This window comes from Pseudomonas sp. ADAK2 TE3594 (assembly GCF_053628675.1).
The window spans coordinates 6,213,262-6,238,231 of record NZ_JBRJGV010000001.1 but is presented as its reverse complement, the minus strand read 5'-3'; the positions used below and the strand labels follow the sequence as shown (position 1 = coordinate 6,238,231).

The window sequence follows — 24,970 nt, the reverse complement described above, 5'->3', positions numbered from 1 at the left end:
GGGCTCGCCCCCGTTGGGCTGCGTAGCGGCCCCAAATTTTTGCGTCTGCTACGCAGACCAACGGGGGCAAGCCCCCTCGCCAAAAAAAGCAGATCAGCCGCTCATCCAATCACTGGCGCCCGGGCCCAATCCAATGATGCCGCCGGCACTGGCCGCCCAAACCAGTAGCCCTGCCCCAAATCGCAGTCATGCTCGAACAGGAAACTTGCCTGCTCGACCTGCTCGATCCCCTCGGCATGCACTTGCATCCCCATGCTCTGCGCCAGCGCAATGATTACCCGCGCGATCGCCGCGTCATCCTCATCACCCGGCAAGCCTGCGACAAACCCCTGATCGATCTTGAGCTTTTGCACCGGCAAACGCTTGAGCCGCAGCAACGATGAATAGCCCGTGCCGAAGTCATCGATGGCCAGCCGCACACCCAACTCGCGCAAGCGATGCATCTGCTCCAGCGCCACTTCCGGGTCTTCCATCACCGCGCTTTCGGTGACTTCCAGCTCCAGATACGCTGGATCCAGGCCGGTGTCGTGCAGCACCTGAGCCACTTGCTGATACAACTCGCGGCGGGCAAACAGGCGAGAAGAAACGTTCACCGCGACAAACGACAACACCACGCCCGCCGCTTGCCACTGGCACATCTGCTGGCAGGCCTGGCGCATGATCCAGGCATCAATCTCGGCAATCAGCCCGGTGCGTTCGGCGATGGGGATGAATTCAGCCGGCGACACCAACCCACGTTGCGGATGCTCCCAGCGCACCAAGGCCTCGACGCCGATCAGGCGACTGGTTTTGAGGTCATGCACGGGCTGGTAATAAACCCGCAATTGCTGCTGCTCCAGCGCTCGGCGCAATTGGAATGCGATCTCGACGCGCTGCTGGGCATGTGCGGTCAATTCTTCGGTGTAGAGGGCGTAGCCGTCGCGGCCAGCGCTCTTGGCCTTGAACAGCGCCGAGTCGGCGTTGCGCAACAGTTGCTCGGCACTCAAGGCATCACTTGGGAACAGGCTGATGCCGATGCTGGCGTTGATAAATAGCGGATGCCCGTCGATCTGGAACGGTTCTTTAAGGCCATCGATGACTCGCTGAGCCAGCGCCGCGGCATGCCCCGGTTGCGGGCAGTTTTCAGTCAATACCGCAAATTCGTCGCCGCTGAGCCGCGCCAGCGTATTGCCCGGGCCGAACAAGGTATTCAGGCGCTGAGCCACAGCCTTGAGCAGTTGGTCACCGACACTGTGACCGAGACTGTCGTTGATCAACTTGAAATGATCGAGGTCGATCATCAGCAACGCGCAACCGCGCTTGTGGACCTGCGCCGAGGCCACGGCCTGCCCGGCACGGTCAGTTAGCAGAAGGCGATTGGGCAGATCGGTCAACGGATCGTGATGGGCCAGGTGCGCCAATTCATGCTCGGAATTCTTGATCGCGCTGATGTCGGAAAATACCGCAACGTACTGGCTGAGCCGCCCATGATCGTCGCGAATGAGGCGGATCGTCTGCCATTGCGGGTAGATCTCGCCGTTTTTACGGCGATTCCAGATTTCTCCGCTCCACTCACCAAGGCTGTCGAGTGCCGCGAACATCACCTGGTAGAAACCCGGCGGGTGATGGCCCGACTTGAACATGTTCGGTCGCTGCCCCAGCACTTCCTCGCGCTGGTAGCCGGTGATTTCCATGAACGCCCGGTTCACATGAACGATCAACTCGTTGCTATTAGTGACCAGCACCCCTTCACAGGTGCAATCGAACACCGCTGCCGCCTGACGCAAACGCTCCCTGTCTGCATTGCGCTCACGCAATTTGGCGCCGACACCCAGGCAGCGAAACAATCGCGCCCGCGCAATGAAGATCAGCCCGGCACTGAACACCACCCAGGCATAACCGTTGATCAGCTGCCAGCGCAGCAGATCGGTGGAACTATCGAAGAACCTGTTCAATAAATAACCACTAAACTGGAACCAGGCTACGGAAAGCACCAGATAGAGCAGCGCTGCACGCAAAGCATCGCGATAGGTGGCTGGCATTAGAGCGTCCATGTCCCTACAAAAAGGCTGGAATTATAGATTAAAGAAACATCCAGCCACTCTTATCTGAAAGGGCGACTGGTTTTATCTGTGGGCTAAGTGATAATGCAACGGCTGTTTTTTTCTTTATCGAGGGTCCTATAGGCTATGTGGTACGAAGGTTTTCTTGGCTTATCGCCCTGGTCACTGGTGGCAGTCACCCTGCTGATGACCCACGTGACGATCGTCGGCGTCACGGTTTATCTGCATCGCTATTCAGCCCATCGCTCGCTTGAGCTCAATGCCGGCCTGAAACATTTTTTCCGCTTCTGGCTGTGGTTGACCACGGCACAGAACACCCGCGAGTGGACCGCCATCCACCGCAAGCATCACGCCAAATGCGAAACCGTCGATGACCCGCACAGCCCGGTCATCAAGGGTCTGTCCACCGTTCTGCGCAAAGGCGCCGAGCTGTACCGCGCCGAAGCGGAAAACCCCGAGACCCTGCGCATCTACGGCAAGAACTGCCCCGAAGACTGGATCGAACGCAACCTTTACAGCCGCTTCCCGCTGTTGGGCGTGGCGATCATGGGCGTCATCGACCTGCTGCTGTTCGGCACCATCGGCATCACCATCTGGGCCATCCAGATGATGTGGATCCCGGTGTGGGCCGCAGGCGTGGTCAATGGCCTGGGCCATGCCATCGGCTACCGCAACTTCGAATGCCGCGATGCGGCCACTAATCTGGTGCCCTGGGGCATCCTGATCGGCGGCGAAGAACTGCATAACAACCATCACACCTACCCTAACTCCGCCAAACTGTCGGTGAAGAAATGGGAGTTCGACCTCGGCTGGGCCTGGATCCAGGTCTTCAGCTTCCTGCGTCTGGCCAAGGTCCAGCGGGTTGCACCCATCGCCCACCGCGTTGAAGGCAAAGGCAGCCTGGACATGGACACCGCCATGGCGATCCTCAACAACCGCTTCCAGATCATGGCCCAGTACCGCAAGCTGGTGATCGCGCCGCTGGTCAAGCAAGAACTGGAAAAGGTCGATCACTCGGTCCGCCACCAGTTCCACCGGGCCAAGCGTTTGCTCTCGCGGGAAACCAGCCTGCTGGACGACAAACACCATATGCGCATCCAGACCATGCTCGAGCACAGCCAGGCGCTGAAGGTAATTTACGAAAAACGCCTGGCCTTGCAGCAGATCTGGGTCAAGACCAGCTCCAATGGCCACGACATGCTGGCTGCCATCAAGGATTGGGTACACGAGGCCGAGGCCAGCGGGATTCAATCCCTGCGCGACTTCGCCGACCAGTTGAAAACCTACTCCCTGCGCCCTGCCAACGCCTGATCCTCCACAGAAGAGGCTTTTCGTAGGAGCCAGGCTTGCCGGCGAAGGCGTCTTTAAGAGCGCCTTCGCCGGCAAGCCTGGCTCCTACGTATCCGATCCGCCCTTCGGGCTCGCCCGCCCCCTCCCCGCTTGTCGGCGAAGCCATCGCAAACCAGCGACGTGTTTTAACCGCCCGGCGGGAGCATGCTCTCTCGCTACCCAAGGCGGGAACTTCGCTCCAAATCCCCTATCTCAAAGACACTTCGCCATCCAGGCGGGCTTTGTTCTTGGCCGCTGTCGACATAGCGGCACGCCCTTTGAGATTTGTGCCGATGGTTAATAAAAGCCTACAAGACACATCCCTTCCACAGTGGCCCGAGGCCGCGCAAACCCTGATGGCGCTGATGCATGCCCAGGGTGAAGTGGCACGCCTGAGCGAACGCGAACAGCTGTTCAGCTCGCTGCTGGTCAGCGTCAACGCCGTGCTTTGGGCATTCAACTGGGAAACCCGTCAGGTGCTCTACGTCAGCCCGGCCTATGAGCGGATTTTCGGCCGCCCCGCCGGCTTGTTGCTGTCCGACTACAACCACTGGCGCGACAGCGTCTATCCCGACGATCTGGACTACGCCGAGCGCAGCCTGGCGCAAGTGCTGGTCAAAGGCGCCGTTGAAGACCGCGAGTACCGCATCATCGCCGCCGACGGCCAAGTGCGTTGGCTCAGCGACAAGTGCTTCATCAACCGTCAGGCCGAGTCGGGCCAACCGGTGATCATCGTCGGCATCGCCGAAGACATCACCGAAAAAAAGCAGATGCAAGCCCAGCTGCAACATCTGGCCAGCACCGACGCATTGACCCAAAGCAGCAACCGCCGGCACTTCTTCGAATGCGCCCATCGCGAATTCGAGGAGGCGCGGTTGAACGGTGCGCCAATGGCGTTCCTGCTGCTGGACATCGATGACTTCAAAGTGGTCAATGACACCTACGGTCATCAGGAAGGCGACAAGGTGCTGCAACGCATCGCCGAGAGCGGTCGCGCGGCCCTGCGGCGTGGTGATCTGTTCGGACGGATCGGCGGTGAGGAATTCGCGGCGGTGTTTCCCGGTTGCGCACCGGACATGGCCATGCAGGTGGCCGAGCGCCTGCAACGGGAAATTCAGCGGTTAAGCTTCAGCCACGACGACCAGACGTTCGGCATCACCGTCAGCCAGGGCCTGACCAGCCTCACGCCCGAGGATGAAAGCATCGACAGCCTGTTCGCCCGCGCCGATGCTGCGATGTACCAGGCCAAGCGCCAGGGCAAGAACCGCATCATTTCCGGCTGATTTTATTTTTGTAGGAGCGAGGCTTGCCCGCGAAGGGGTCACCGCGGTTTTACTGACCCACCGTGGTGACTTCTTCGCGGGCAAGCCTCGCTCCTACAGGTTTTGCGTGAAGCTTATTTTTTGCGCAAACGCATCAATTCCGGCAATCCGATCTTGAGCAACCGCGCTGTACGGCTCTTGGACAACGCTTCGATCCCCTCATGCTCGGTCAGGTGCGCCAGCTGCGCGGCCATGCTCATCACTAGCGCTTCGCGGGAGTAAACCCCGCCACCGAGCTGGTAAACCGCCGCAATCAGCTCCCGCAGCTCCAGGGGCAGACGCCAGCGGGTCCGTAGCGCCGAACCATAGGCCGCGCCGAATTCGGCCAGGGCATCGCCGACTTCCTCCCACTCATCCAGCTCACCGCCGGCCTGCTTCCACTCCTGCAAACAGCGCAGCAAGGCCAGATCGCCGAGGCGATGCAGCATGCCCGCGCAATAACAGCGCTCCTGATCCAGATCCAGCAAGCGCGCCAGCGTCCGCGCGTATTCGGCGGTGTGCAGCGACAACTCCCAATAACGCTCGGCATAGTCCGCCAGCTGCGGATCGCTGAGCCGGGCACTGCGCTTGAGGGCGAGACCCAGAATCAGGTTCATGCTTTGCCCGGTGCCAAGACGATGCAGCGCCTGGGCCAGGGTTTGCACAGCGGCGCCATGATGCTGGGCCGCGCTGTTGGCGGCGGCGATCAAGACAGCGGTGATTTGCGGATCGGTGCGAATCTCGTCTTCCAGCCGTGTCAGATCGAGGCCATTGGGATTGAGGCTACGCTTGATCGCCACCTGCACGTCAGTCATCAACGGCGCACCGTCCGCCAGCTCGCGACGCCGCTCCAGGTACACCGACAAGGTCATGCCCGGCGCCAATGACGGCGCCTCACAGGACACCTCTTCGCCGGCGTTCAGCAACAAATCCTGCAGACGCTGGGTCAGGCTTTCCATGTTCAAGGGTTTGGTCAGGTACGCCGTGGGCGCCAGGGGCAAGACTTCATGCACGCTGGTGCTGTCGTTGCGGCTGCTCATCAGAATGAAGGGCTGCGGCGGATTACGTTTGCGCTGACGGACACTGCGCAAGACGTTCAGGCCATCGACGCCAGGCAACTCCCAGTCAACGATCACCAGATCGTAAGGATTTTCCGCCAACAGGTGCAGTGTCTCCTGGCCATCGGCACACAGGTCCAGCCGCGCGTCGCAGCGCACATTCAACAACACCTGCCTGAGCAGATCGCGGGACCAAGGGTCAGCCTCGGCAATCAGCACACGCGGTACAGCGGGTAACACCACAGCAGTCATCACACACTCCAACGGCAATGCTTGCACCTTAGTCAATGATGGCTATTCGATACAGTTCAATTGCCCCTGATGTGTTTCAAGCGGCATCAAAAAACCCGCCGAAGCGGGTTTTTTGTCGATCAGCTCACAAATGAATCAGAGCACTCGGATCACAGCTCAGAGAAGCACTCTTCGATGATCGCCAAGCCTTTGTCCAGTTGCTCGTCCGGCGAGGTCAGCGGTACCAGCACGCGCAGAACGTTGCCATAGGTGCCGCACGACAGCAGGATCAGGCCCTTGTCGCGAGCCTTGGCCACAACCGATGCCACAGCAGCCGCGTTCGGCTTGTGGCTGTCGCCGTCGACGAACAGCTCGACCGCGATCATCGCGCCCAGGGCACGCACTTCGCCGATGACCGGGTACTTGGCCTGGATGGCTTTCAGGCCAGTCACCAGACGCTCGCCGACCGCTTTGCAGCGATCCAGCAGGTGCTCTTCTTCGAACACTTCCATCACGGCCAGGGCCGCGGCGCAAGCGATCGGGCTACCGGCGTAAGTACCGCCCAGGCCGCCTGGAGCGATGGCGTCCATGTATTCGGCCTTGCCGCACACACCGGCCAGCGGGAAACCGCCAGCGATGGATTTGGCGAAGGTGGTCAGGTCGGCAGCAACGCCCATCTGTTCCATGGCGAAGAAAGTGCCGGTACGGCCAGCGCCAGTCTGTACTTCGTCAGCGATCAACAGAATGCCGTGCTGGTCGCACAAAGCGCGCAGACGCTTCATGAACTCTTTAGGCGCGACGTAGAAACCACCTTCGCCCTGAACCGGCTCGATGATGATGGCAGCGATGTCACGCGGCTCGGCGTCGTTCTTGAAGATGCGCTCGATGCTGGCGATCGAATCGTCGATGCTCACACCGTGCAGTTCGTTCGGGTACAGCGCGCGGAAGATGCCGCCTGGCATCAGGCCCATGCCGGCCGAGTAAGGCACGACTTTACCGGTCAGGCCCAGGGTCATCATGGTGCGACCGTGGTAAGCGCCGGTGAACGCGATCACACCGGCACGGCCAGTGGCGGCGCGGGCGATCTTGATGGAGTTTTCCACAGCTTCGGAGCCGGTGGTCACCAACAGGGTTTTCTTGGCGAAATCACCTGGCACCTTGGCGTTGATTTTTTCGCACACTTCCACGTACGGCTCGTAAGCCAGTACCTGGAAGCAGGTGTGGGTCAGCTTGTTCAGCTGTTCGGTCACGGCGGCGATGATTTTCGGGTGCACGTGACCGGTGTTCAGCACGGCGATACCGCCGGCGAAGTCGATGAACTCGCGACCTTCAACGTCGGTCACGGTGGCGTTCTTCGCGGACTCGGCGAAGATCGGGTGAATCTGGCCAACACCGCGCGGTACAGCGGCTTCGCGGCGTTTCATCAGGGATGCGTTAGTCTTGCTCATAGTGTCCTCAGTCACCGCTCATCGGGCGGCGTGGTTCAAGGAAAATGCGGCGGGGAGGCAACTACGGCAGCATGCGATGATCGACTGCCACAGCTTTCCCGGCCACAGAGAAAATTCCGTTTGAAGCGCGCAAAGGGACAGCGCTCTCGTGCCCTTTGCGCTTGAAGCAATGCCTTGCCTTAGATGCCCAGGCAGAGGTATTTGATTTCCAGGTAATCTTCGATGCCGTACTTGGAGCCTTCACGGCCCAGGCCCGACGCCTTGATGCCGCCGAACGGCGCGACTTCGTTGGAGATCAACCCGGTGTTGACGCCGACCATGCCGTATTCCAGGGCTTCAGCCACACGGAACACACGGCCCAGGTCGCGAGCATAGAAGTACGAGGCCAAACCGAACTCGGTGTCGTTGGACATCGCGATCACGTCGGCTTCATCTTTGAAGCGGAACAGTGGCGCCAATGGACCGAAGGTTTCTTCCTTGGCCACGGCAGCGTTGTTCGGCACGTTGGTCAGGATGGTCGGCTCGAAGAAGTTGCCTTGCATGCTCTTGCCACCGGACAGCACGGTTGCGCCTTTGCTCACGGCGTCAGCAATGTGCTCTTGCACCTTGGCCACGGCTTTTTCGTCGATCAGCGGGCCAGTGGTGGTGCCTTCTTCCAGACCGTTACCGATCTTGAGCTTGGCCACGGCCACTTTCAGTTTTTCGGCGAACGCGTCGTAGACCGAATCCTGAATGTACAGACGGTTGGCGCAGACGCAGGTCTGGCCATTGTTGCGGTACTTGGAAATGATCGCGCCTTCGACGGCCTTATCCAGGTCCGCGTCGTCGAACACGATGAACGGAGCGTTGCCGCCCAGCTCCAGCGAAACTTTCTTGATGTCCTTGGCGCACTCGGTCATCAACTGACGACCGATTTCGGTCGAGCCGGTGAAGGACAGTTTGCGCACGATCGGGTTGCCGGTCAGCTCGCTGCCAATGTCGCCAGCGCTGCCGGTCACCACACTGAACACGCCGTTCGGAATACCGGCACGTTGAGCCAGTTCAGCCAGGGCGAATGCCGAGAAAGGCGTTTGCGAAGCCGGCTTGAGCACCATGGTGCAACCGGCGGCCAGGGCCGGGCCGGCTTTACGGGTGATCATCGCGGCCGGGAAGTTCCACGGAGTAATCGCAGCGGTCACACCGATCGGCTGCTTGATCACGATCAGGCGCTTGTCTGGCTGGTGGCCCGGAATCACGTCACCGTAGACACGCTTGGCTTCTTCAGCGAACCACTCGATAAAGGAAGCGGCGTAAACGATCTCGCCCTTGGCTTCAGCCAATGGCTTGCCCTGCTCCAGAGTCATCAGGCGAGCCAGGTCGTCCTGGTTCTCGATGATCAGCTCGAACCAGCGACGCAGCTTGTTCGCGCGCTCCTTGGCGGTCAGGCCACGCCAGGCCGGCAGCGCTTTATCAGCGGCTTCGATCGCACGGCGGGTTTCGGCAGCGCCCATTTTCGGCACAGTGCCCAGAATTTCGCCCGTTGCCGGGTTATTGACCTTGATCGTCTGACCGTTGTCCGCATCGACCCAAGCGCCATCGATAAAGGCTTGCTGGCGGAACAACTGGGTGTCTTTAAGCTGCATGTCGGCTTTCCTTAACAGCACCGCGGCAAACGCGGAGCGAATTATGATTGTAGAAAGGCGCCTTATAGGCTGCCGTCAGGGAAATCATTCACCGGGCTGAAGCACATAAATAGCGCACAAATCGAACTCGTGCGGTTCAGCACCCAGACAAGAGCGTTTGAAATCTCAAACGAATCCTAGGATCAAAGGGGGTAAAGGACAATAGGCTGTTCGAAAAAAAGAACGAAAACGCCGCATTTGCCTATTTTTTCGGATCAGCGTAGCAAACGCAGGTTACGCTTTTGAAAAAGGCAGACGATTCAGCAGCATGGACGCCCGCAGTGCATATGAGTATCATGGCGCCCGCATCGCACCAGTAGCTCAGCTGGATAGAGTACTGCCCTCCGAAGGCAGGGGTCGTGGGTTCGAATCCCGCCTGGTGCACCATACGCAGAAATGAAAAAGCCTCAGATCTTAAGGTCTGGGGCTTTTTTGCGTCCTGAATCCGGCAAAAATCAAAGAAGACCTTACTTGGCAAAGCCTTCTATTCGAACTGTCACTCAGTAAAAAATTTCACCTCGAATTGCTTGTATGACAATACTCGACAATCGCTCAGTCAGTGGATCCGGATTAGCCTCTCGCCTGTGCAACGTCAGTGCGATAGAGGGTAATGGCGGTAACCCCCGCTCGCCGGCAATCAATAGCTCGGTGCCAGGCTGCAAACCCAGGGCCGTTCTGATCGTGTAACCCAAGCCAGCCTCGGTCGCTGCAGACAAACCATTGAGACTGGAGCTGGTGAACGAAAGTAACCAAGGAATCCCTTCGCGGGTCAGCGCTTCGGTGGCCATCGAATGAAACGGACAGGGCGCGTCGAACGCGATGATGGGCAGCGGGGTTCCTGATTCGATGCGCCAGTCAAGGTATTGGTGAGAAGAACCGATCCATTGCATGGGCAGCTCCGCCACCCGTTCCTGATACCCGGCTCTATTTACATCTCCCCACACTACCGCGAGGTCAAGCGAGCCATTTTCGATCCGGCTCAGCAGATCCGCATTGCGTGCAATCCGGGCTTCAACTCGAACATCGGGATGAGCCCTGGCGAACCGGCCGAGCACAGTTGGCAAGAAGCTGCTCAGGTCCTCTTGAAGCCCGAGACGTACCCATCCCTTTAGCTTGAGCTCGGAAACGGCCGTGATCGTCTCATCGTTGAGGCTTAAAAGCCGTCGGGAGTAATTGAGCAGCACCTCGCCGGTGTCCGTCAGAGCGAGCCTGCGACCTGCCTTCTTAAACAATGGCGATCCCGCCTGGGCTTCCAGTTTCTTCAATTGGGCGCTGATGGCTGATGTTGAACGAGCGAGCTTTTGTGCCGCCTTGGCAAAGCTGCCCAGTTCGACCCCGGTGACGAAACTGCGCATGACATCTAAGTCGAAGTTTACTGGTCTCATGACAATCCTGTTTTTCGGGACGAACACGCAAAATTATTTGATATTCGAAACGATACTCTCATGAGAATCTTTCGACCCACAACTATTGAACTGGTGGGATTCTTATGCCTGTAGATAACGGTCACCGCTGGAAAGTGCTTGGCGTCGGCGTTGCGGCCAATGCAAGCTTTTCCAGTGTAGTGGGGGGACTACCCGCGACAGCGGTCTATATGAGAGCGACGTACCAACTTGATAACACCCAATTGGGACTTGTTTTGGGGGTTCTAGGTCTGGGCATCGCCGTCAGCGAGATCCCATGGGGGCTACTGACTGATCGCTGGGGGGATCGTCCTGTGTTGCTGACGGGGCTTCTCACTTCCGGGATCGCCTTGCTGATACTGGCGATGCTTGCCTTGTCTGCACCCACGGCGATGTTGCTGGCGATAGGCCTGTTCGTGGTGGGCTTGCTCGGAAGCAGCGTCAACGGCGCCAGTGGTCGAGCCATCATGGCCTGGTTCAAAGAGGGTGAGCGAGGCTTGGCCATGAGCATTCGGCAAACGGCTGTGCCGGGGGGGTATGCCTTGGGCGCGGTGGTGCTGCCCTATCTCGCTCACACGTACGGATTTGTTGAAGTCTTCACTGCCTCAGCCCTGTTCTGTCTCGTCGCAGGCCTGTTTGCGTGGTTCTGGTTGTATGAGCCCGATTTCTCCGGCAATGCAGCGAAAAAACAAAGCCAGGAGGCAAGCACCAGCCCGTTGAAGGACTCGAGAGTCTGGCGAATCGTTTTGGCCATTGGCCTGCTCTGCGCACCGCAATTCGCCATTCTCACTTATGCAGCCGTATTTTTTCATGACTTTGGCAACATCAATATCACGCTGATCTCCGCTACGTTGGCCGTCATACAAATTGGTGCGATCGTCAGCAGAATCTGGAGCGGGCGCTGGACCGATAAAAACAAAAATCGTCGCAGTTACCTTAAAACCTGTGCCTGGTTGAGTGCTCTGACCTTTCTGGTGCTGGGTGGTACGGTTTCGGCAGCCAGCTTCTACGGCATGAGCGAAACCCCGCTGGCGAGCGCCCTGATCATTGGTGTGATGATCATCGCCGGGATCAGCGTGTCCGCCTGGCACGGCGTTGCCTACACAGAACTTGCCACACTGGCAGGGGCCAGCCGGGCGGGCACGGCCTTGGCCATGGGCAACACCTGCGTCTTTGTAGTGCTGTTCGCGACCCCTATCGCGGCGTCCGCCCTCATGACTCATTTCTCCTGGGGCGTGGTGTGGCTGGCCGCTGCCTTTTGTGCACTGTTGACCGTGCCGCTCTTTCCCCGGGTTGAAAAAAACTATGCATTGGAACTTGGCTCGGCTTGAGATTGTTTTTCGCTAGAGCGTCACAACTACACCGCGTGCTGCACAACTTTCGTAGTAGCACGCGTCGAGCGTTGACTCACACACATTAACTACCTGAACTTTCGTTTAACTGGACTGAACTCTTTCCATTGGAGGAAACCCATGATCCCGCTATTTACCTTTGAACCCGACGAGAAGGCTCAACTGCTAAGCCTTCTTGAACAAACCCGTCTATCGCCTTATAAAAATTACGCCGACTTCTCGGAAGAAATTCGACAACTGCACCCCCTCGTCCCCTCTCGTTTTGTGAAAGTGTGTCAAGACATCAGTAATGAACGCGCCCGCCATCAGCAAAAGATTCATGTCATCCGCAACTGCCCTATGGACAGCGTTATCCCCGAGTTGGATCCAGACGATCCAGTCAGTGATAAACATTTCAAAAAAACCAGGTTTATAAGCGAAGGATTTCTTGAACTGTTTGCCCAACTCACGGGGACTCCGCTGTTGTCCTATGAAACAAGAAATCAGGGTGATTTTTTTACTGATGTCATTGCGATCAAAAAATACAGCGGGCAACTTACTGGGTTCAGCGACAGTGAGTTAGTCTTTCATAATGACCGGACAGCACATAAAGTCAGGGCTGATTACATCACCCTCCTGGGTATGCGTTGCCCGGATGACGACCTGATTTATACCGGTTATATCGACGGTACCGACATCGTAAAAAACCTTGAGCCCGAGCACATCTCCTGGTTGCGCGAGCCACACTTCTACACAGTTTTCGATGTATTCTCACGCGACATGAACAAACAACTCAGCACCTCAGAGAAACACGCGATCCTGAGTAATGTTCATTCCATTCGATTCCTCGACACGATGACCTGTGTTGCTGAAGAAGCTCCGATCGAAGCGCGAGATGCCTTCATTGCGTTCAAAAATGCAATGACTCGGTCCCACTGCAAGCGCCACCGTATTCTTACCGGCGACTTGTTGACCTTCGCCAATCAGGACGGTCTGCATAATCGGGAAAAGATCGACATTCTGAACCCTGACAATGCCGCGTCCCGCTGGCTCCTGAAGACATATGCTTTTAAAGACGCCAGCACCGCCAAAAGTTTCGAATCTTATTGGGCCACTAACCGGGCCGGCTGTGTCATCGACTGACTTCACCATTAAAGCAATAACCGCATTACCAGCATGACCATGCCAATACTTGATGTCAGGGTGATTTAAATGCGTCTACGCGCACTCTCCAAACGGGTTGAAAACCTGGAACTTTCGGAAACTTACGCCATTTTAGATATGGTGCGTAGCCTGCGAGAGCAGGGGGAAGATGTCGTCGATCTCGGCGGCGGTGAACCTGACTTCAGGACACCCGATCATGTAGTACATGCTGCCGTTGAGGCGCTATCAGACGGCGATACTCATTACACGCCCAGCCGAGGCACAAAGGCGCTGTTGGAAGCCGTCGCGCAAAAATATAAAACCGAACACGCTCTCAACCTCGTCGCCGATAAAAACATCATCATCACGCCATCAGCGAAACACGCATTGTTCATCACACTGATGACATTGCTGGATGAAGGCGATGAAATCATCATCCCGACGCCGAGTTGGGTGAGCTACAAGGCAATGGCAGCCATGGCCGGTGCGACTGTCAAGGCTGTGCCACTGGATGGCAAAAAAGGGTTCATTCTTGACCCTGGCGTCTTGGAGCAAGCGATCACTGCACGCACCAAAGCAATCCTGATCAACAACCCCAACAACCCTACCGGCCGCGTGCTGACACGCGAAGAAGTCACCGGGGTGGTACAGGTTGCGTTGAAACACGGACTGTACATTATTTCCGATGAAATCTATGAAAAGGTTATCTACGACCAGGCCCGCCATATCAGCATTGCCAGCATCGAAGGTGCCGAGGACATCACCGTGACCATCAGCGGCTTTTCCAAAGCCTACGCGATGACCGGTTGGCGACTGGGTTATGTCGTCAGTGCCGAACGTATTTCGAATGAGATGCTTAAAGTTCATCAGCATACCGTCGGCTGTGCGGGTTCTTTTATTCAACGTGGTGGCGTTGCTGCACTTAACGGTTGCCAAAATAAAATAGCCAATATGGTGACCGCCTATCAAAAACGCCGCGACAGGCTGATTGATGGCCTTGAACAAATTGCCGGCATCAAGTGCATAGCCCCTGAGGGCGCGCTTTATATATTTGCCTCCATTGCTGACCTGGGCTTTGAAAACTCCCTGTCATTTACTCGCTGGCTGCTCAGCACCGCGAAAGTTGCCGTCACGCCCGGCACGGCGTTTGGTGAAGGGGGCGAAGGTTATATCCGGCTGTCTTTTGCCGGCAGTGATGAAGCCATAGACGAGGCTGTCAGGCGTTTTCATCAAGCCTTCAATTAATCGCCCGCGCCCTTCAATCCGTCATCACATACAAACAGGAGTTAGTATGCCTCTGCGAAACGCCGCGCCTTCGTCGCCTGTGCACCGTATAGCTATCATTGGCAGCGGTCCTCGTGGTCTGTCTGTGCTGGAGCGCCTCGCCGCACTCATGCTCATGGACGCCCCCGTCAGGCAAGTCATTGTTTATCTGATCGACAGCGCCCAAATGGGCACCGGCCGAGTGTGGCGAACCGATCAGCCACGTCACTATGTGATGAACACCGTCGCCGAGGAGGTCTCTTCCTTCTCCGGGCCGCTGGATGACGGCCCCATCAGGCCTGGCGCCGGGCCTTCACTGGCACAGTGGTGGAGCGCCGTAGATCCGGCCTACCCCGGTCCGAATGCTTATGCGCCTCGCGCGGTACATGGTGAGTACATGCAATTCGTATTGGCGACCATTGAGGCCAGCTTCACGCAGAACATCTCGCTGCAGCGAGTACCTGCCGTGGTCGTCGACCTTGTTATCGATGAAAACATGCACACCCTGAAATTGGACAGCGGGTCGTGTCTGCAGGTCGACAAAGTGGTCATTGCGACCGGACATCCAACCCCCGAATTAATCGGCTGGGAAAAGGATCTTCAGGACTTCGCCCAACAAACTCCAGGACTGGAGTTCCTGCGTGGCGATTCCGCTGCGGACATGCCATTGTCCCGTATCAAACCTCACCACCATGTGGGTATCGTAGGTCTGGGGCTGGCATTTCATGACATCGTCGCCGCACTGACTGTCGGTCGCGGAGGCACGTTCAGCGTCGTGAACGGTGTCACTTCCTATACGCCATCAAACCGGGAACCCAAGCTGTTCGCCGGGTCTCGCAGCGGCATGCTGATCCCCGCCAGGGGCCGAAACCAGAAAAGCCCTAACTTTCAATACCAACCTGTCTGCATCACCCGAGCCAAAATCGACACGTTACAAAAACGCGGTCATATCGATTTTGCTGCCGAAGTTCTCCCGCTGCTGTTGGTTGAAATCAACATCGTTTACTTCGCGACGGCCATACGGGCACACGCAGGATCAGCATCCGAACTGCAATTCAAGAGTCGCGTCGCGCAACAGCAGTTGTTCTCTTTAGAGGCCCTTGCAGCCGAGGCAGGCCATTTCGGTGTGACCGATCTAACCGCCCTGGACCTGGACCGTCTGGCCAGACCATTTCGATCCAAAGCATTCAGCAGCCCTGCAGACTTTGCTCAAGCGCTCGACCAGGTACTGGAAGAAGACTTGCGCAGCGCTCGCGAGGGCAACGTCGACAATCCGATGAAAGCTGCCCTGGATACGATTCGAGATACCCGTGCATTAATCAGAAGTGTGGTGGATTTCGGAAGGCTTACACCCCGTTCTCATCAAGAGGACTTCTTGCAGTATTACGCCCCCACGAGCCTGTTCCTCACGGCAGGTCCTCCGCTTTACCGGACCGAACAAATCCGGGCACTGATCGCTGCAGGCGTATTGACCCTGGTCGGGCCTGAAACGGTCTATGGCAAAGATATCGAGCAGAAGAAGTTCACCATCGAATCCCCCAGGGTCAGCCAGTCCAGGCAGTTGATTGATGTGGTCATCGATGGGCGCATCCCTTCGCCAGATTTGCTGAGAGATCCGTCGACGCTGACCAGAAACCTGCTGCGGCGCGGGTACTGGACCAACTACGTCAATCAAGGCAAGCACGACAGTTTTGTCACTGGCGGCGTGGCCGTCACCCCCGGCCCTTATCACCCGATCGACAACACCGGCCAGCCTATCCGCGGTCTCTACGTACTGGGGCTCCCTTCCGAGCATACCCGCTGGTTCATGCAGGCCGGCAGTAGCCGACCAGGCTTTTGGACAGATTTTGCCCAGGATGCGCACTACGTGGCGTCCGATGTCTTGAAGTTGGCCTACGCCCATGCGCCTGTCGAAATCACTGAAGTTGCGTAACCGTACCCTCATTTAAAGGAATGAATGATGTCTGGAAAGAAAGCACTGCTGGTGATGGACTTCATCAATGAAATTGTCCATCCCGAAGGCGTTTATGCTCGTGAAGGCTATTACCAACAGACTCAAGAGCGTCGAGTCATGGAAAAGGCCGCATCTGCCCTGAACTACGCACGCAATAATCACCTGCCGATTATCTTTATCGTCGTTGGCTTCAATGCCGGCTACGAAGGCTTCCCTCAGCACTCCAGGGTGTTTGCACCGGCGAAAGAACATGGGGTTTTGAAGCTGAACACCTGGTCCACCCAAGTACACGAAGACCTGCGTCCACGCGAAGACGAAATCGTTATCGCCAAGAGCCGGGTCAATCCGTTTTATCAAACCAACCTTGAATTGATACTCAGAACCCAAGGTATCGAAGAGTTGGTATTGACGGGGGTTTCGACCGAACACGTGATCCTCGCCACCACGCTCGACGGGCATGACCGGGATTTCGACATTACCGTGCTCGAAGATGCCTGTGCGGCGGTTACGCAAGAGCGTCACGTGGCGGCGATAGAAAGAATATCGCGCACGGCGAACATCAGCTCGACCCTTAACTTCATTACCTCTTCCCTATAACAGGCTCTTTTCCATGAACCCGACAGTTCTCAATCTACTGAACGCTTCCACCGAGCCTGATTCGATCCAATGGGTGGCTCACCAGCAATTAGGTCGCAGCGGCGCGAGCATTCACACGCTTTTCGAGTGCAAAGAGAGCGCTCAGCGTATTGCGTTGATCCGTTGCGAAGCGGGCGCCAGTGCCGAATCCCATCATCACCTCGGCCATGAAACTTTTCTTATCCTGGACGGGGATTTTGAAGATGAAAACGGCATTTACCTCAAGGGTGATCTGGTGATTTATCCGCCGGGTAGTACCCATGCCTGGAAGTCCTCCAACGGCGCGTTGATCTATGCAACATGGGGAGGCGCCGTAACGTCGATAACCGCGGCACCTGCCCTGGCAGCCAATAGCGCTGCGTATGACAACAGCGTCTACGACGGTCGACACTTGATTTGAAACCGTCGGCTGTCTCTTTTGGGGTGAACAATCATGCGTTTCAAGCGTAACGGAAAGTTGCTGTTTCTGAGCAGCGACCCTTTGAAAATGTCACAGCAGCTGGGTGGGCAAGCACTGACGCTCGACGATGCGATGCCCTTGCGTGATGACATTTCAACGGACGAAATAACACCAATTCCTGTATTGGCCTTTTTTGACGACCGGCTGGGTTCATACCCTTATGTCGGCCTCAAAACGGGCCCGGTGCAGCCTATCGGCAAGGACGATGTGGCTTCCAGGTGTTTTGAAGTGACAGTGGCGGGCAAACGCTACGGGAAAGGTTCTTCTCGTGAGCACAGCCCACTGGCTGAAAAAAAAGCGGGAATCCGTCTGGTCATCGCCGAAAGTTTCGAGCGTATTTACCGACAAAATGCCGATAACATCGGCCTGCTAACGTCTACCGACCTGTCATTGGTCCCGCGTTTACTGGCAGGCGAAGACTTTTCGATGGAAGAACTGATCGGCAACAGAGACTCGCTATCAACGGCCATTCTGAATAGCGGTGGGCTGCTTAACTATGGCCGTGACCATTTAAGTCAAGAGCCTGCAATGCCCGCGGATCAACCGCACACTCCGCCAACCGGACCACTGACGTTTGCTGAAAAAATCATTCATCGTCATTTGATCAAGGCCCAGGGAGCAGAGCACGTCGGCCACGGCGCGGGCATTTTATTGAAAGCCGACTGGCGCTTTATTCACGAATACTACACCGGCCTTTGCGCCCATTTACTTCAGGATGCGTTCGGCGAAACTTTCCATCTGTACCAACCGGAATCGATCCTGGCCTTTGAGGACCACCTGTCCTATAAGCGCCGCAGCCCGGCGCACCTGCAACAAAGTCTTGTCGGCGAACTTGATGGTTTGTCCCGCGCCCATCGAGACTTTGTCGAAAAACATCAACTCAGCGCACACGGCTATCTATCGGAAGAAGGCAGCGAGGGTATTTCCCACGCGATGATGGCCGAGAAATATGCCCTGCCCGGGCAAGTAGTGGTCGGTACTGATTCGCATACCCCCCACAGCGGTGCGCTCGGATGCCTGGCGTTTGGCGTTGGCACCACCGACATGGCCAATGCGTTCATGACCGGGTCGGTAAGGGCGGTGTATCCGCAGGTCCTGCGTATTTCGTTGGTCGGCCGGTTATCTGTCGGCGTAACCGCCAAAGACCTGGTGCTCGCCCTTTTAGCCGATAGCCGTATTAAAGCGGGTCACGGCGTCGGCAAAATCTTCGAGTTCGGCGGCCCGGCCCTGGCGTTTCTATCGACCGATGAACGAACAACACTTACCAATATGACTGCAGAGCTGGGTGGTTTCACCGGCATTGTTGTGCCCGATCAGGAGACCGTACGCTTTCTCAAGGAAAGACGTAACGTCGACCTGGTTCTTGAGTCGTGGATGACCAGTGATCCAGAGGCGACCTACTCCGATACGATAGTGCTTGATTGCGATCAAATTCTTCCGATGATTGCCTCGCCGGGCGACCCCGGCAATGGACAGCGCCTCACCGACCTGACAGACCGGGTCAGTGTCGATATCGCCTACGGTGGCTCATGCACGGCCGGCAAGCGGGATGACTTTGATCACTATTTCGAGGTGATCAGCTGGGCACTCGAAAACGGGCGGATGCTTCATCCTGAAGTAAAGCTCTACTTGCAGTTCGGTACGGTGGATGTCCGTGATTACTGTGAGCAGAAGGGCTATCTGTCAGCCTTCGAAACCTTTGGTGCACAATTGCTTCAGCCTGCATGCGGAGCCTGTGCGAACTGCGGACCCGGTTCATCGACAAGCCAGGATCAAGTAACCGTCAGCGCAATCAACCGAAACTTCCCGGGACGCTCCGGTCCGGGTCAGGTTTGGCTCGCCAGTCCGCCGACGGTTGTCGCCAGTGCCATTGCGGGTTACATCACCTCGTTCGCCGCATTGCAGGCCCAGCACTGTTCCCACAGCATCGGAGCCTCCGAAGCCTGCCAGGCCTGACTGCTCGCACAGAAGGCCCCCACGTTCATAGAGACAAAACGCCCGAGGCATTGCATCGGGCGTCAGGGGGCAAGCGGCGCAAGCCTATTTCAGGATCAGACATACAAAAAACCGCCAAAGCGGTTTTTTCATTCTGTCGTCCAGTCAAACTCGTCGTAATCATCATCCTCTTCGTCCTCGACCACTTCATCATCAAGGACGTCGTCCTCAAGCGCTTCTTCTGCCTGCTTCGCCAGAAGAAACTCCTTACGACTCTCAGTCACTGCTCGCCGTAATTCCTCACCCTTCACCGGGCAGTTGAGCATTTGGGCGATGCGGTCGATTTTTTGTGCCACGGCATCCTCCAACGCATCGGCTATGGGTCGATAGTGCGCGCTTTCGGGTGTCGATGCCAAATTTGCCGACCGCTGTTCACTTCATTTCTTCTGCAAATCCTTGAGTCGGGCCGCAAGGTTTTCCTTGGGAAAGCGCTTGTGCAGTGTCGTCATCAGCGCCTCGGCGGCTTGGGTCTGACCGGCGTCTTGCAGGCGTATCACTTCACGTAATTGATCATCCAATGACTTGGCCGGCGCGGAGGCGCGTTTGCTGAGTTTTGCTTCGTCAGCCATTTCGCTATTGATCGACTCTCGTTGCATCGGTGTAGAAAACTCCGCCATTGGCGCAGCCGGTGCAGGCATGGACATTGCGCCGGCCGGTGCAGCCTGGGAGCGAGCAACGGGTTCATCCACTTCAGCCGCTTCCTGTTTGGAGAGCGGTGCGGACGTTTTGGGCGCGGGGGCGAAGTCATAACTCGGCAGTTGCTCCGGCGTGCGCTGCACCAGCGCAAGCATCAGGGCCACGCCAACGAGGCTGGCGAATGCCACTTGCCAACGGGGTTGCTGGCAAGCGCGAAGCCAGCGTTGCCACAGGTTCGGCTTCGGCGCGGGAGCTTCGCGATGGGCCGTGGCGAGGATGAAGGCGTCGAGATGCGCCGGTGGTTCGCCGCTGCTGTGATCGCGAAAATGCTTGAGCACTTCATCGTCGGGCGATGGCGGTGTTTGTCGGACGTCAGTCATGTCAGTACCTCCTCGGCCAGCAGCCGACGCAGTTTTTGCTGGGCGTAGCGCAAGCGGCTTTTAACGGTTTCCAGCGGTGTTTCGGTAAGGGTGGCGATCTGCGGCAGGTCGAGGTCGCCGTGGGCGCGCAGCAGGAACACTTCGCGCTGGTCGGCGGGCAGGGTTTGCAGGGCGGTTTCGAGGCGTTGACCGTCGCGGCTCAGGCTCAGCAGTTGTTCGGGGTCGGCCGCGTCATCGATCAGTGCATGGGTTTGCTCGTCATAGCTGTCGTGCAAGGGGTTGTGGATTCCGTGTTTGCGCCAGTGATCGATCAGTCGGTTGCGGGCAATCTGGTAGAGCCAGGTACGAAAGTTCGCCCGGCCTTGTGGCTGACTGGTGCTGCGGATCAGGCTCAGCCAGGTTTCCTGGTACACCTCTTCGGCCAGTTCGGGCTTGCCGCTGAGTCCGAGGAGGAATCGATAAAGGCCCTGGCGATGGCGGGCGTACAAAACTTCGAACGCCGGCCCGTCGCCCGAGCGGTAGCGCGCCAGCAGCGATTCGTCGCTGCCGGCGGCTGAGCTGATTTCAGAGTCGGACATGTCAGTGCTGGCCTCTTTCACTCTATCCGGTTGTCATTGGGCTGTTGATTCGAGGCCGTCGGGGTTCGCAGGCTCTGCGCCAACTCCACCAATTGCACGAATTCACTGCGCAGGCCGAATTGATCATCGCCTCGTGCGCCACGGGCCAGGGCTTCGGTGTCCTTGAGGCTGAAATCACCGGTGTAACGCCCGTCCTTGAGTTGTTGGGAAAAGGCAGCGACGGCGGCGGCAAAGCGCAGGTCATCGCTGGCGGCCGAGAGTTTGCCGGCCTCACCCTTCAGGATTGGCCGCTCGATCAAGCGACTATTCCCACCTTCCGGCAACTGATAGCGCACTCGCAACATCGCTAATTCCCCGGTCTTTGCGGAAACATCGGCCGCAGCATTGCCATAGCGCAACGGTTCCAGCCAGCCCTTCTCACCCTTGGGCACAATTTCATACAGCGCTGTCACCGTATGCCCTGCGCCGATTTCTCCGGCGTCGACTTTGTCGTTGCTGAAATCCTCACGCTTCAAGGCGCGATTCTCATAACCCAACAGCCGATATTCGCTGACCTGCGCCGGATTGAACTCCACCTGCAGCTTCACATTCTTCGCCACCACCGCCAAAGTCGAACCGAGCTGGTCCACCAGCACTTTGCGCGCCTCGCGCAGGTTGTCGATGTAGGCGTAGTTGCCGTCACCAGCGTCGGCCAGTTGTTCCATCAGGTGTTCATTGTAGTTATCCACACCAAAACCCAGGGTGGTCAGGGACACGCCAGTCTTGCGTTTATCCACAGCCATTTGCTTGAGGCTGTCGAAGTCGCTGATGCCGACGTTGAAGTCACCGTCGGTGGCCAGCAGGATGCGGTTGATGCCTTTGGGGATAAACGCCTGTTGCGCCATTTGATAAGCCAGTTCGATACCCGACGCGCCGGCGGTCGAGCCGCCCGCAGTCAATTGATCGATGGCGGTACGAATTTTCGCTTTTTCCCGTCCGGAAGTCGGCTCCAGCACCACGCGAGATTCTCCGGCATACACCACCAGCGAAACCCGGTCCTGCTCGCGCAGTTGATCGACCAGCAATTTCAGTGTGCTTTTGACCATGGGCAAGCCTTCGCGGCGGTCCATGGAACCGGACACGTCCACCAGAAACACCAGGTTCGCCGGGGCCAGTTCCGCCACCGCGCGATCGGATGCCTTGATGCCGATACGCAGCAAGCGGGTATGCGGGTTCCAGGGTGACGGCGCCAGCTCGGTGGTCACGCCGAACGGCGAGCCATCGGTGGGCAAGGCGTAGTCGTAGGGGAAGTAATTGACCATTTCTTCCAGGCGCACCGCCCCTTCGGGAGGCAAACGCCCCTGATTGAGCAAGCGCCGGACGTTGGCGTAAGCGCCGGTGTCGACATCGGCACTGAAGGTCGAGACTGGTGCTTCGGCCACGCTGTGGATCGGGTTATCCGCCAGCGCCTGATATTGCTCCCGCTGCTCATCCCGATAGCCCTGTGGATAAGCTTCACCGGCCGACATGGGCGCGAACGCGACCGACGGTGCCGGTCGCGCGTTGCTCTTGGCCATCGAGGTGTCCGCCATGACTGCTTCGCGATGCACCAAGGCTTCAGTTTTCGGTTCACTTTGAGCCGGAGGCACAACCGCTGCCGGGCTGTTCGTCTTAGAGTCTGGCGTGGATGAAACGCCGCAACCGGCAACGGCCAGCAACAACCCGGCGGCGAAACCCTGGGCGGCCGGGCGGAGGAAATGCAGAGGGAGGGACATGGGGGCTGACCTCAGGAGGAAATTGACTCATTCATCCTCTGAGACGGACAGCCCGATCAGTTCGGGTTAAGCCGAAGTGAAATATCTTTCAGCGGTGATAACGCCGCACCACGCTGCTGTTTTTCAGCACATGGCCTTTGATCTGTTCCAGCAGCTGCGCGCGGGTCAGGCCGGCGGGCAAGGCTTCTGGCGCCAGGTCCAGGGCGTAAAGCTGAATGATGTAGTGATGGGAGCTGTCGCCGACGGGCGGGCAAGGACCAATGTAGGTGGTGGTGCCTTTGATATTGGTGCCGCCCACGCCTTCGAGGGTGGATTTGGTGCCAACGCCGGCCGGGATCTGGCGCGTCGTGGCCTTGATGCCGTAACGAATCCAGTGATCGACACCCTGGCCTTTCTGGCCGTCGGGGTCGTGCATGACGATGGCGTAGCTGAGGGTGCCCGGGGGGCCGGCGTTCCAGCTCAGGGCCGGGGACAGGTTCTTGCCGCCGCAACCGCTGGCATCGCTGGCCTCCGCCACCGTGAACAGGCGATTGTCCGAAACACCGGGAATGCTGAGGGTGAAACGCTCCTGGGCCTGCGCCGGAAACTGCACGCAAAGGGCGACTGCAACGGCCGCCAGCCAAGGGTTCAAAGAGGTCAATCGGGTCATACCGGAGCACCTTGTGCGGGTGGGGCCGTCGTCGGCTCGCAAACTATAGCCGGACCGTTCGCGCGGTGGCAGCAGAATTGGCTGAACCTGGGAATAAGCGCCAAACTCCTAAGTGAAGCACCTGCCTGGAGAGCGATCATGGCACTGCACCGCGTCGCCCGTTTCGCCGATGTGCCCCAAGACCGTGGCCTTGAAGTCCGGATCGATAAGACAAAAATCGTCTTGCTGCGGGTCGGCGATCAATTGCGCGCCTATCAAGGCAAATGTCCCCACGCCGGGGCACCGTTGGCCAAAGGTGCGCTGTGTGAGGGACGGCTGATCTGCCCATGGCACAAGGCGGCTTACCGGCTCGAAGACGGTGCGTTGTGCGAGCCGCCGTCCCTGGACAGTCTGCGACGCTACCCGCTGGAAATCCGCGACGATGAGGTCTGGGTCGACGACCAGCCGATGCCCACCGCCAGCACACCGCCGGCTGATGATAAGCGCACCTTTGTCATCATCGGCGCCGGTGCCGCCGGTACGGCTTGTGCCGCAGCGCTACGGGAGAAAGGCTTCGGCGGCCGGGTATTGCTGATCGACCGTGAGCCCGAGGCCGGCTACGACCGTACAGTGTTGAGCAAATTCGTGATTGCAGGCGAGATGCCGCCGGACGAAGTGCCACCTCTGCGCGATGAAAATTTTTATCAAGAACAGCGCATCGAACGGATAAACAGCGATGTGATGGGCCTGGATGCATCGGATCGGACTCTGCGCCTGGCCGATGGTCAATCGTTGAGCTATGACGCCGCCGTGATTGCCACCGGCGGCATCCCCAAAACCCTGTCGCTGCCTGGCGCCGATCTGCCGCAGGTATTCGTGCTGCGCTCGAAGGCGCAGGCGCAGCGGATTCTGACGAGTGCAAAACCCGGTCAACGGGCAGTGATCGTTGGCGACAGTTTCATTGCTCTGGAATCCGCTTCATCCCTGCGTCAGTACGGCCTGGATGTCACTGTCCTGGCCCGCCATGCCATCCCGTTCGAGGCGCACTTCGGCGATGCCGTCGGCAAAGCGATTCGTGCCCTGCACGAGGCCAACGGCGTGGTGTTTCATACCGATGGCGAAGTGGCCCGGATCGAAGGCGCAGGCAAAGTCGAAGCGGTGCTGTTGGACAATGGTCAGCGCTTGCCGGCGGATCTGGTGCTGGTCGGCATTGGCGTCACCCCGGCAACGACCCCGTTTGCCGATTTGCCCAAGGAAAAGGATCTGTCGTTGAAGGTCGACGGCGGGATGCGCGTGACCGACGGGCTCTGGGCCGTCGGCGACATCGCGACCTTCCCGCTCAACGGCCAGCCCCAACGGATCGAGCATTGGCGCCTGGCCCAGCAACAGGCGCGGATTGCAGCGACGAATATGCTCGGCGGCGACGAACGCTACCTCGACGTACCGTATTTCTGGACCTGGCACTTCGGCAAAAACTACGACTACCTCGGTCACGCCCAGGCTTGGGACGAGGTTGAGTTCAAGGGTGATCCTGACCATCCACCGTTTATTGGCCTGTTCGGCAAGAACGGTGTGGTGGCGGCAGCCGTCGCCTGCGATGAAGAGCGGGCGATGGCGATGCTCGCTGAACGGATGAAACAGCCGTTGTCGGTGGATGAGGCGTGGCGCTTGGTTCGGGACATGAGTTGACGGCTGTTCCCCCGCCAATCACGTAAACCTCTGGGGCAAGGCGCAAACCT

At 58.0% G+C, this 24,970-nt stretch carries 20 protein-coding genes and 1 tRNA gene; 11 read left to right on the top strand and 10 right to left on the bottom strand.

The window, feature by feature from the left end; genetic code table 11:
• Positions 1-101 precede the first annotated feature (101 nt).
• Positions 102-2,021 carry a phosphodiesterase DibA gene (gene dibA / locus AB7M22_RS28050; protein ID WP_454188433.1) on the bottom strand — a complete coding sequence of 640 codons (1,920 nt, stop codon included), beginning with the start codon at positions 2,019-2,021 and terminating at the stop codon, positions 102-104.
• Between the two features lie 147 nt (positions 2,022-2,168).
• On the opposite strand from dibA, the gene desA reads away from it, so the two are divergent.
• Together desA and AB7M22_RS28040 are read left to right on the top strand one after the other, a co-directional pair.
• Complete coding sequence (gene desA, locus AB7M22_RS28045) at positions 2,169-3,353, top strand: delta-9 fatty acid desaturase DesA (RefSeq protein ID WP_007899628.1); 1,185 nt, start codon at positions 2,169-2,171, stop codon at positions 3,351-3,353.
• Positions 3,354-3,664: 311 nt separating this feature from the next.
• Positions 3,665-4,654, top strand: coding sequence for a GGDEF domain-containing protein (locus AB7M22_RS28040; RefSeq protein WP_454188432.1), 990 nt, complete (start codon positions 3,665-3,667; stop codon positions 4,652-4,654).
• 113 nt (positions 4,655-4,767) lie between these two features.
• Here the strand turns inward: AB7M22_RS28040 and AB7M22_RS28035 are convergent, their stop codons facing one another.
• From AB7M22_RS28035 to gabD, 3 genes are all read right to left on the bottom strand, one after another.
• A complete protein-coding gene (locus tag AB7M22_RS28035) occupies positions 4,768-5,982 on the bottom strand; it encodes an HDOD domain-containing protein (RefSeq protein WP_454188431.1) in 1,215 nt (404 codons plus the stop codon).
• A gap of 149 nt (positions 5,983-6,131) precedes the next feature.
• Entirely contained in the window at positions 6,132-7,409 is a 1,278-nt protein-coding gene (gene gabT / locus AB7M22_RS28030; protein WP_007899625.1) for a 4-aminobutyrate--2-oxoglutarate transaminase, read from the bottom strand.
• A gap of 179 nt (positions 7,410-7,588) precedes the next feature.
• A complete protein-coding gene (gabD, locus tag AB7M22_RS28025; protein WP_008009570.1) occupies positions 7,589-9,031 on the bottom strand; it encodes an NADP-dependent succinate-semialdehyde dehydrogenase in 1,443 nt (480 codons plus the stop codon).
• Between the two features lie 349 nt (positions 9,032-9,380).
• Between gabD and AB7M22_RS28020 the strand changes: the two genes are divergently transcribed.
• Positions 9,381-9,457 (top strand) — tRNA-Arg (locus AB7M22_RS28020).
• 113 nt (positions 9,458-9,570) lie between these two features.
• Here the strand turns inward: AB7M22_RS28020 and AB7M22_RS28015 are convergent.
• Entirely contained in the window at positions 9,571-10,455 is an 885-nt protein-coding gene (locus AB7M22_RS28015; protein WP_454188430.1) for a LysR substrate-binding domain-containing protein, read from the bottom strand.
• Positions 10,456-10,559: 104 nt separating this feature from the next.
• Between AB7M22_RS28015 and AB7M22_RS28010 the strand changes: the two genes are divergently transcribed.
• The 7 genes from AB7M22_RS28010 to AB7M22_RS27980 all read left to right on the top strand — a co-directional run bounded on the left by AB7M22_RS28010 (position 10,560) and on the right by AB7M22_RS27980 (position 19,216).
• Entirely contained in the window at positions 10,560-11,804 is a 1,245-nt protein-coding gene (locus tag AB7M22_RS28010) for an MFS transporter (protein ID WP_008009566.1), read from the top strand.
• A gap of 141 nt (positions 11,805-11,945) precedes the next feature.
• On the top strand, positions 11,946-12,947 hold the full coding sequence (locus AB7M22_RS28005; protein ID WP_454188429.1) for a taurine catabolism dioxygenase TauD: 1,002 nt from the start codon (positions 11,946-11,948) through the stop codon (positions 12,945-12,947).
• Between the two features lie 69 nt (positions 12,948-13,016).
• Positions 13,017-14,192 carry a pyridoxal phosphate-dependent aminotransferase gene (locus tag AB7M22_RS28000; protein WP_454188428.1) on the top strand — a complete coding sequence of 392 codons (1,176 nt, stop codon included), beginning with the start codon at positions 13,017-13,019 and terminating at the stop codon, positions 14,190-14,192.
• A gap of 46 nt (positions 14,193-14,238) precedes the next feature.
• Entirely contained in the window at positions 14,239-16,143 is a 1,905-nt protein-coding gene (locus AB7M22_RS27995; RefSeq protein ID WP_454188427.1) for an FAD/NAD(P)-binding protein, read from the top strand.
• Positions 16,144-16,170: 27 nt separating this feature from the next.
• Complete coding sequence (locus AB7M22_RS27990; protein WP_454188426.1) at positions 16,171-16,761, top strand: cysteine hydrolase family protein; 591 nt, start codon at positions 16,171-16,173, stop codon at positions 16,759-16,761.
• Between the two features lie 13 nt (positions 16,762-16,774).
• The gene (locus AB7M22_RS27985; RefSeq protein WP_454188425.1) at positions 16,775-17,200 is read left to right on the top strand and encodes a cupin domain-containing protein; all 426 of its coding nucleotides are present in this window, start codon (positions 16,775-16,777) and stop codon (positions 17,198-17,200) included.
• Between the two features lie 33 nt (positions 17,201-17,233).
• Positions 17,234-19,216, top strand: a complete 1,983-nt coding sequence (locus AB7M22_RS27980; protein ID WP_454188424.1) for an aconitase family protein — start codon at positions 17,234-17,236, stop codon at positions 19,214-19,216.
• A gap of 128 nt (positions 19,217-19,344) precedes the next feature.
• On the opposite strand, the gene AB7M22_RS27975 is transcribed toward AB7M22_RS27980, so the two are convergent.
• From AB7M22_RS27975 to AB7M22_RS27955, 5 genes are all read right to left on the bottom strand, one after another.
• Positions 19,345-19,611 (bottom strand): hypothetical protein, encoded by a 267-nt coding sequence (locus AB7M22_RS27975; protein WP_454188423.1) that lies wholly within the window; start codon positions 19,609-19,611, stop codon positions 19,345-19,347.
• A gap of 21 nt (positions 19,612-19,632) precedes the next feature.
• On the bottom strand, positions 19,633-20,271 hold the full coding sequence (locus tag AB7M22_RS27970) for a hypothetical protein (protein WP_454188422.1): 639 nt from the start codon (positions 20,269-20,271) through the stop codon (positions 19,633-19,635).
• A complete protein-coding gene (locus tag AB7M22_RS27965; RefSeq protein WP_008009559.1) occupies positions 20,268-20,849 on the bottom strand; it encodes an RNA polymerase sigma factor in 582 nt (193 codons plus the stop codon). The genes AB7M22_RS27970 and AB7M22_RS27965 overlap by 4 nt, the downstream gene beginning before the upstream one ends.
• Positions 20,850-20,866: 17 nt before the next feature.
• Positions 20,867-22,603: a vWA domain-containing protein gene (locus AB7M22_RS27960; RefSeq protein WP_454188421.1), complete on the bottom strand. Its 1,737-nt coding sequence runs from the start codon at positions 22,601-22,603 to the stop codon at positions 20,867-20,869.
• Between the two features lie 88 nt (positions 22,604-22,691).
• Positions 22,692-23,252, bottom strand: coding sequence for a YbhB/YbcL family Raf kinase inhibitor-like protein (locus tag AB7M22_RS27955; RefSeq protein WP_454188420.1), 561 nt, complete (start codon positions 23,250-23,252; stop codon positions 22,692-22,694).
• Positions 23,253-23,390: 138 nt separating this feature from the next.
• Between AB7M22_RS27955 and AB7M22_RS27950 the strand changes: the two genes are divergently transcribed.
• Complete coding sequence (locus AB7M22_RS27950) at positions 23,391-24,920, top strand: FAD-dependent oxidoreductase (protein WP_454188419.1); 1,530 nt, start codon at positions 23,391-23,393, stop codon at positions 24,918-24,920.
• Positions 24,921-24,970 lie beyond the last annotated feature (50 nt).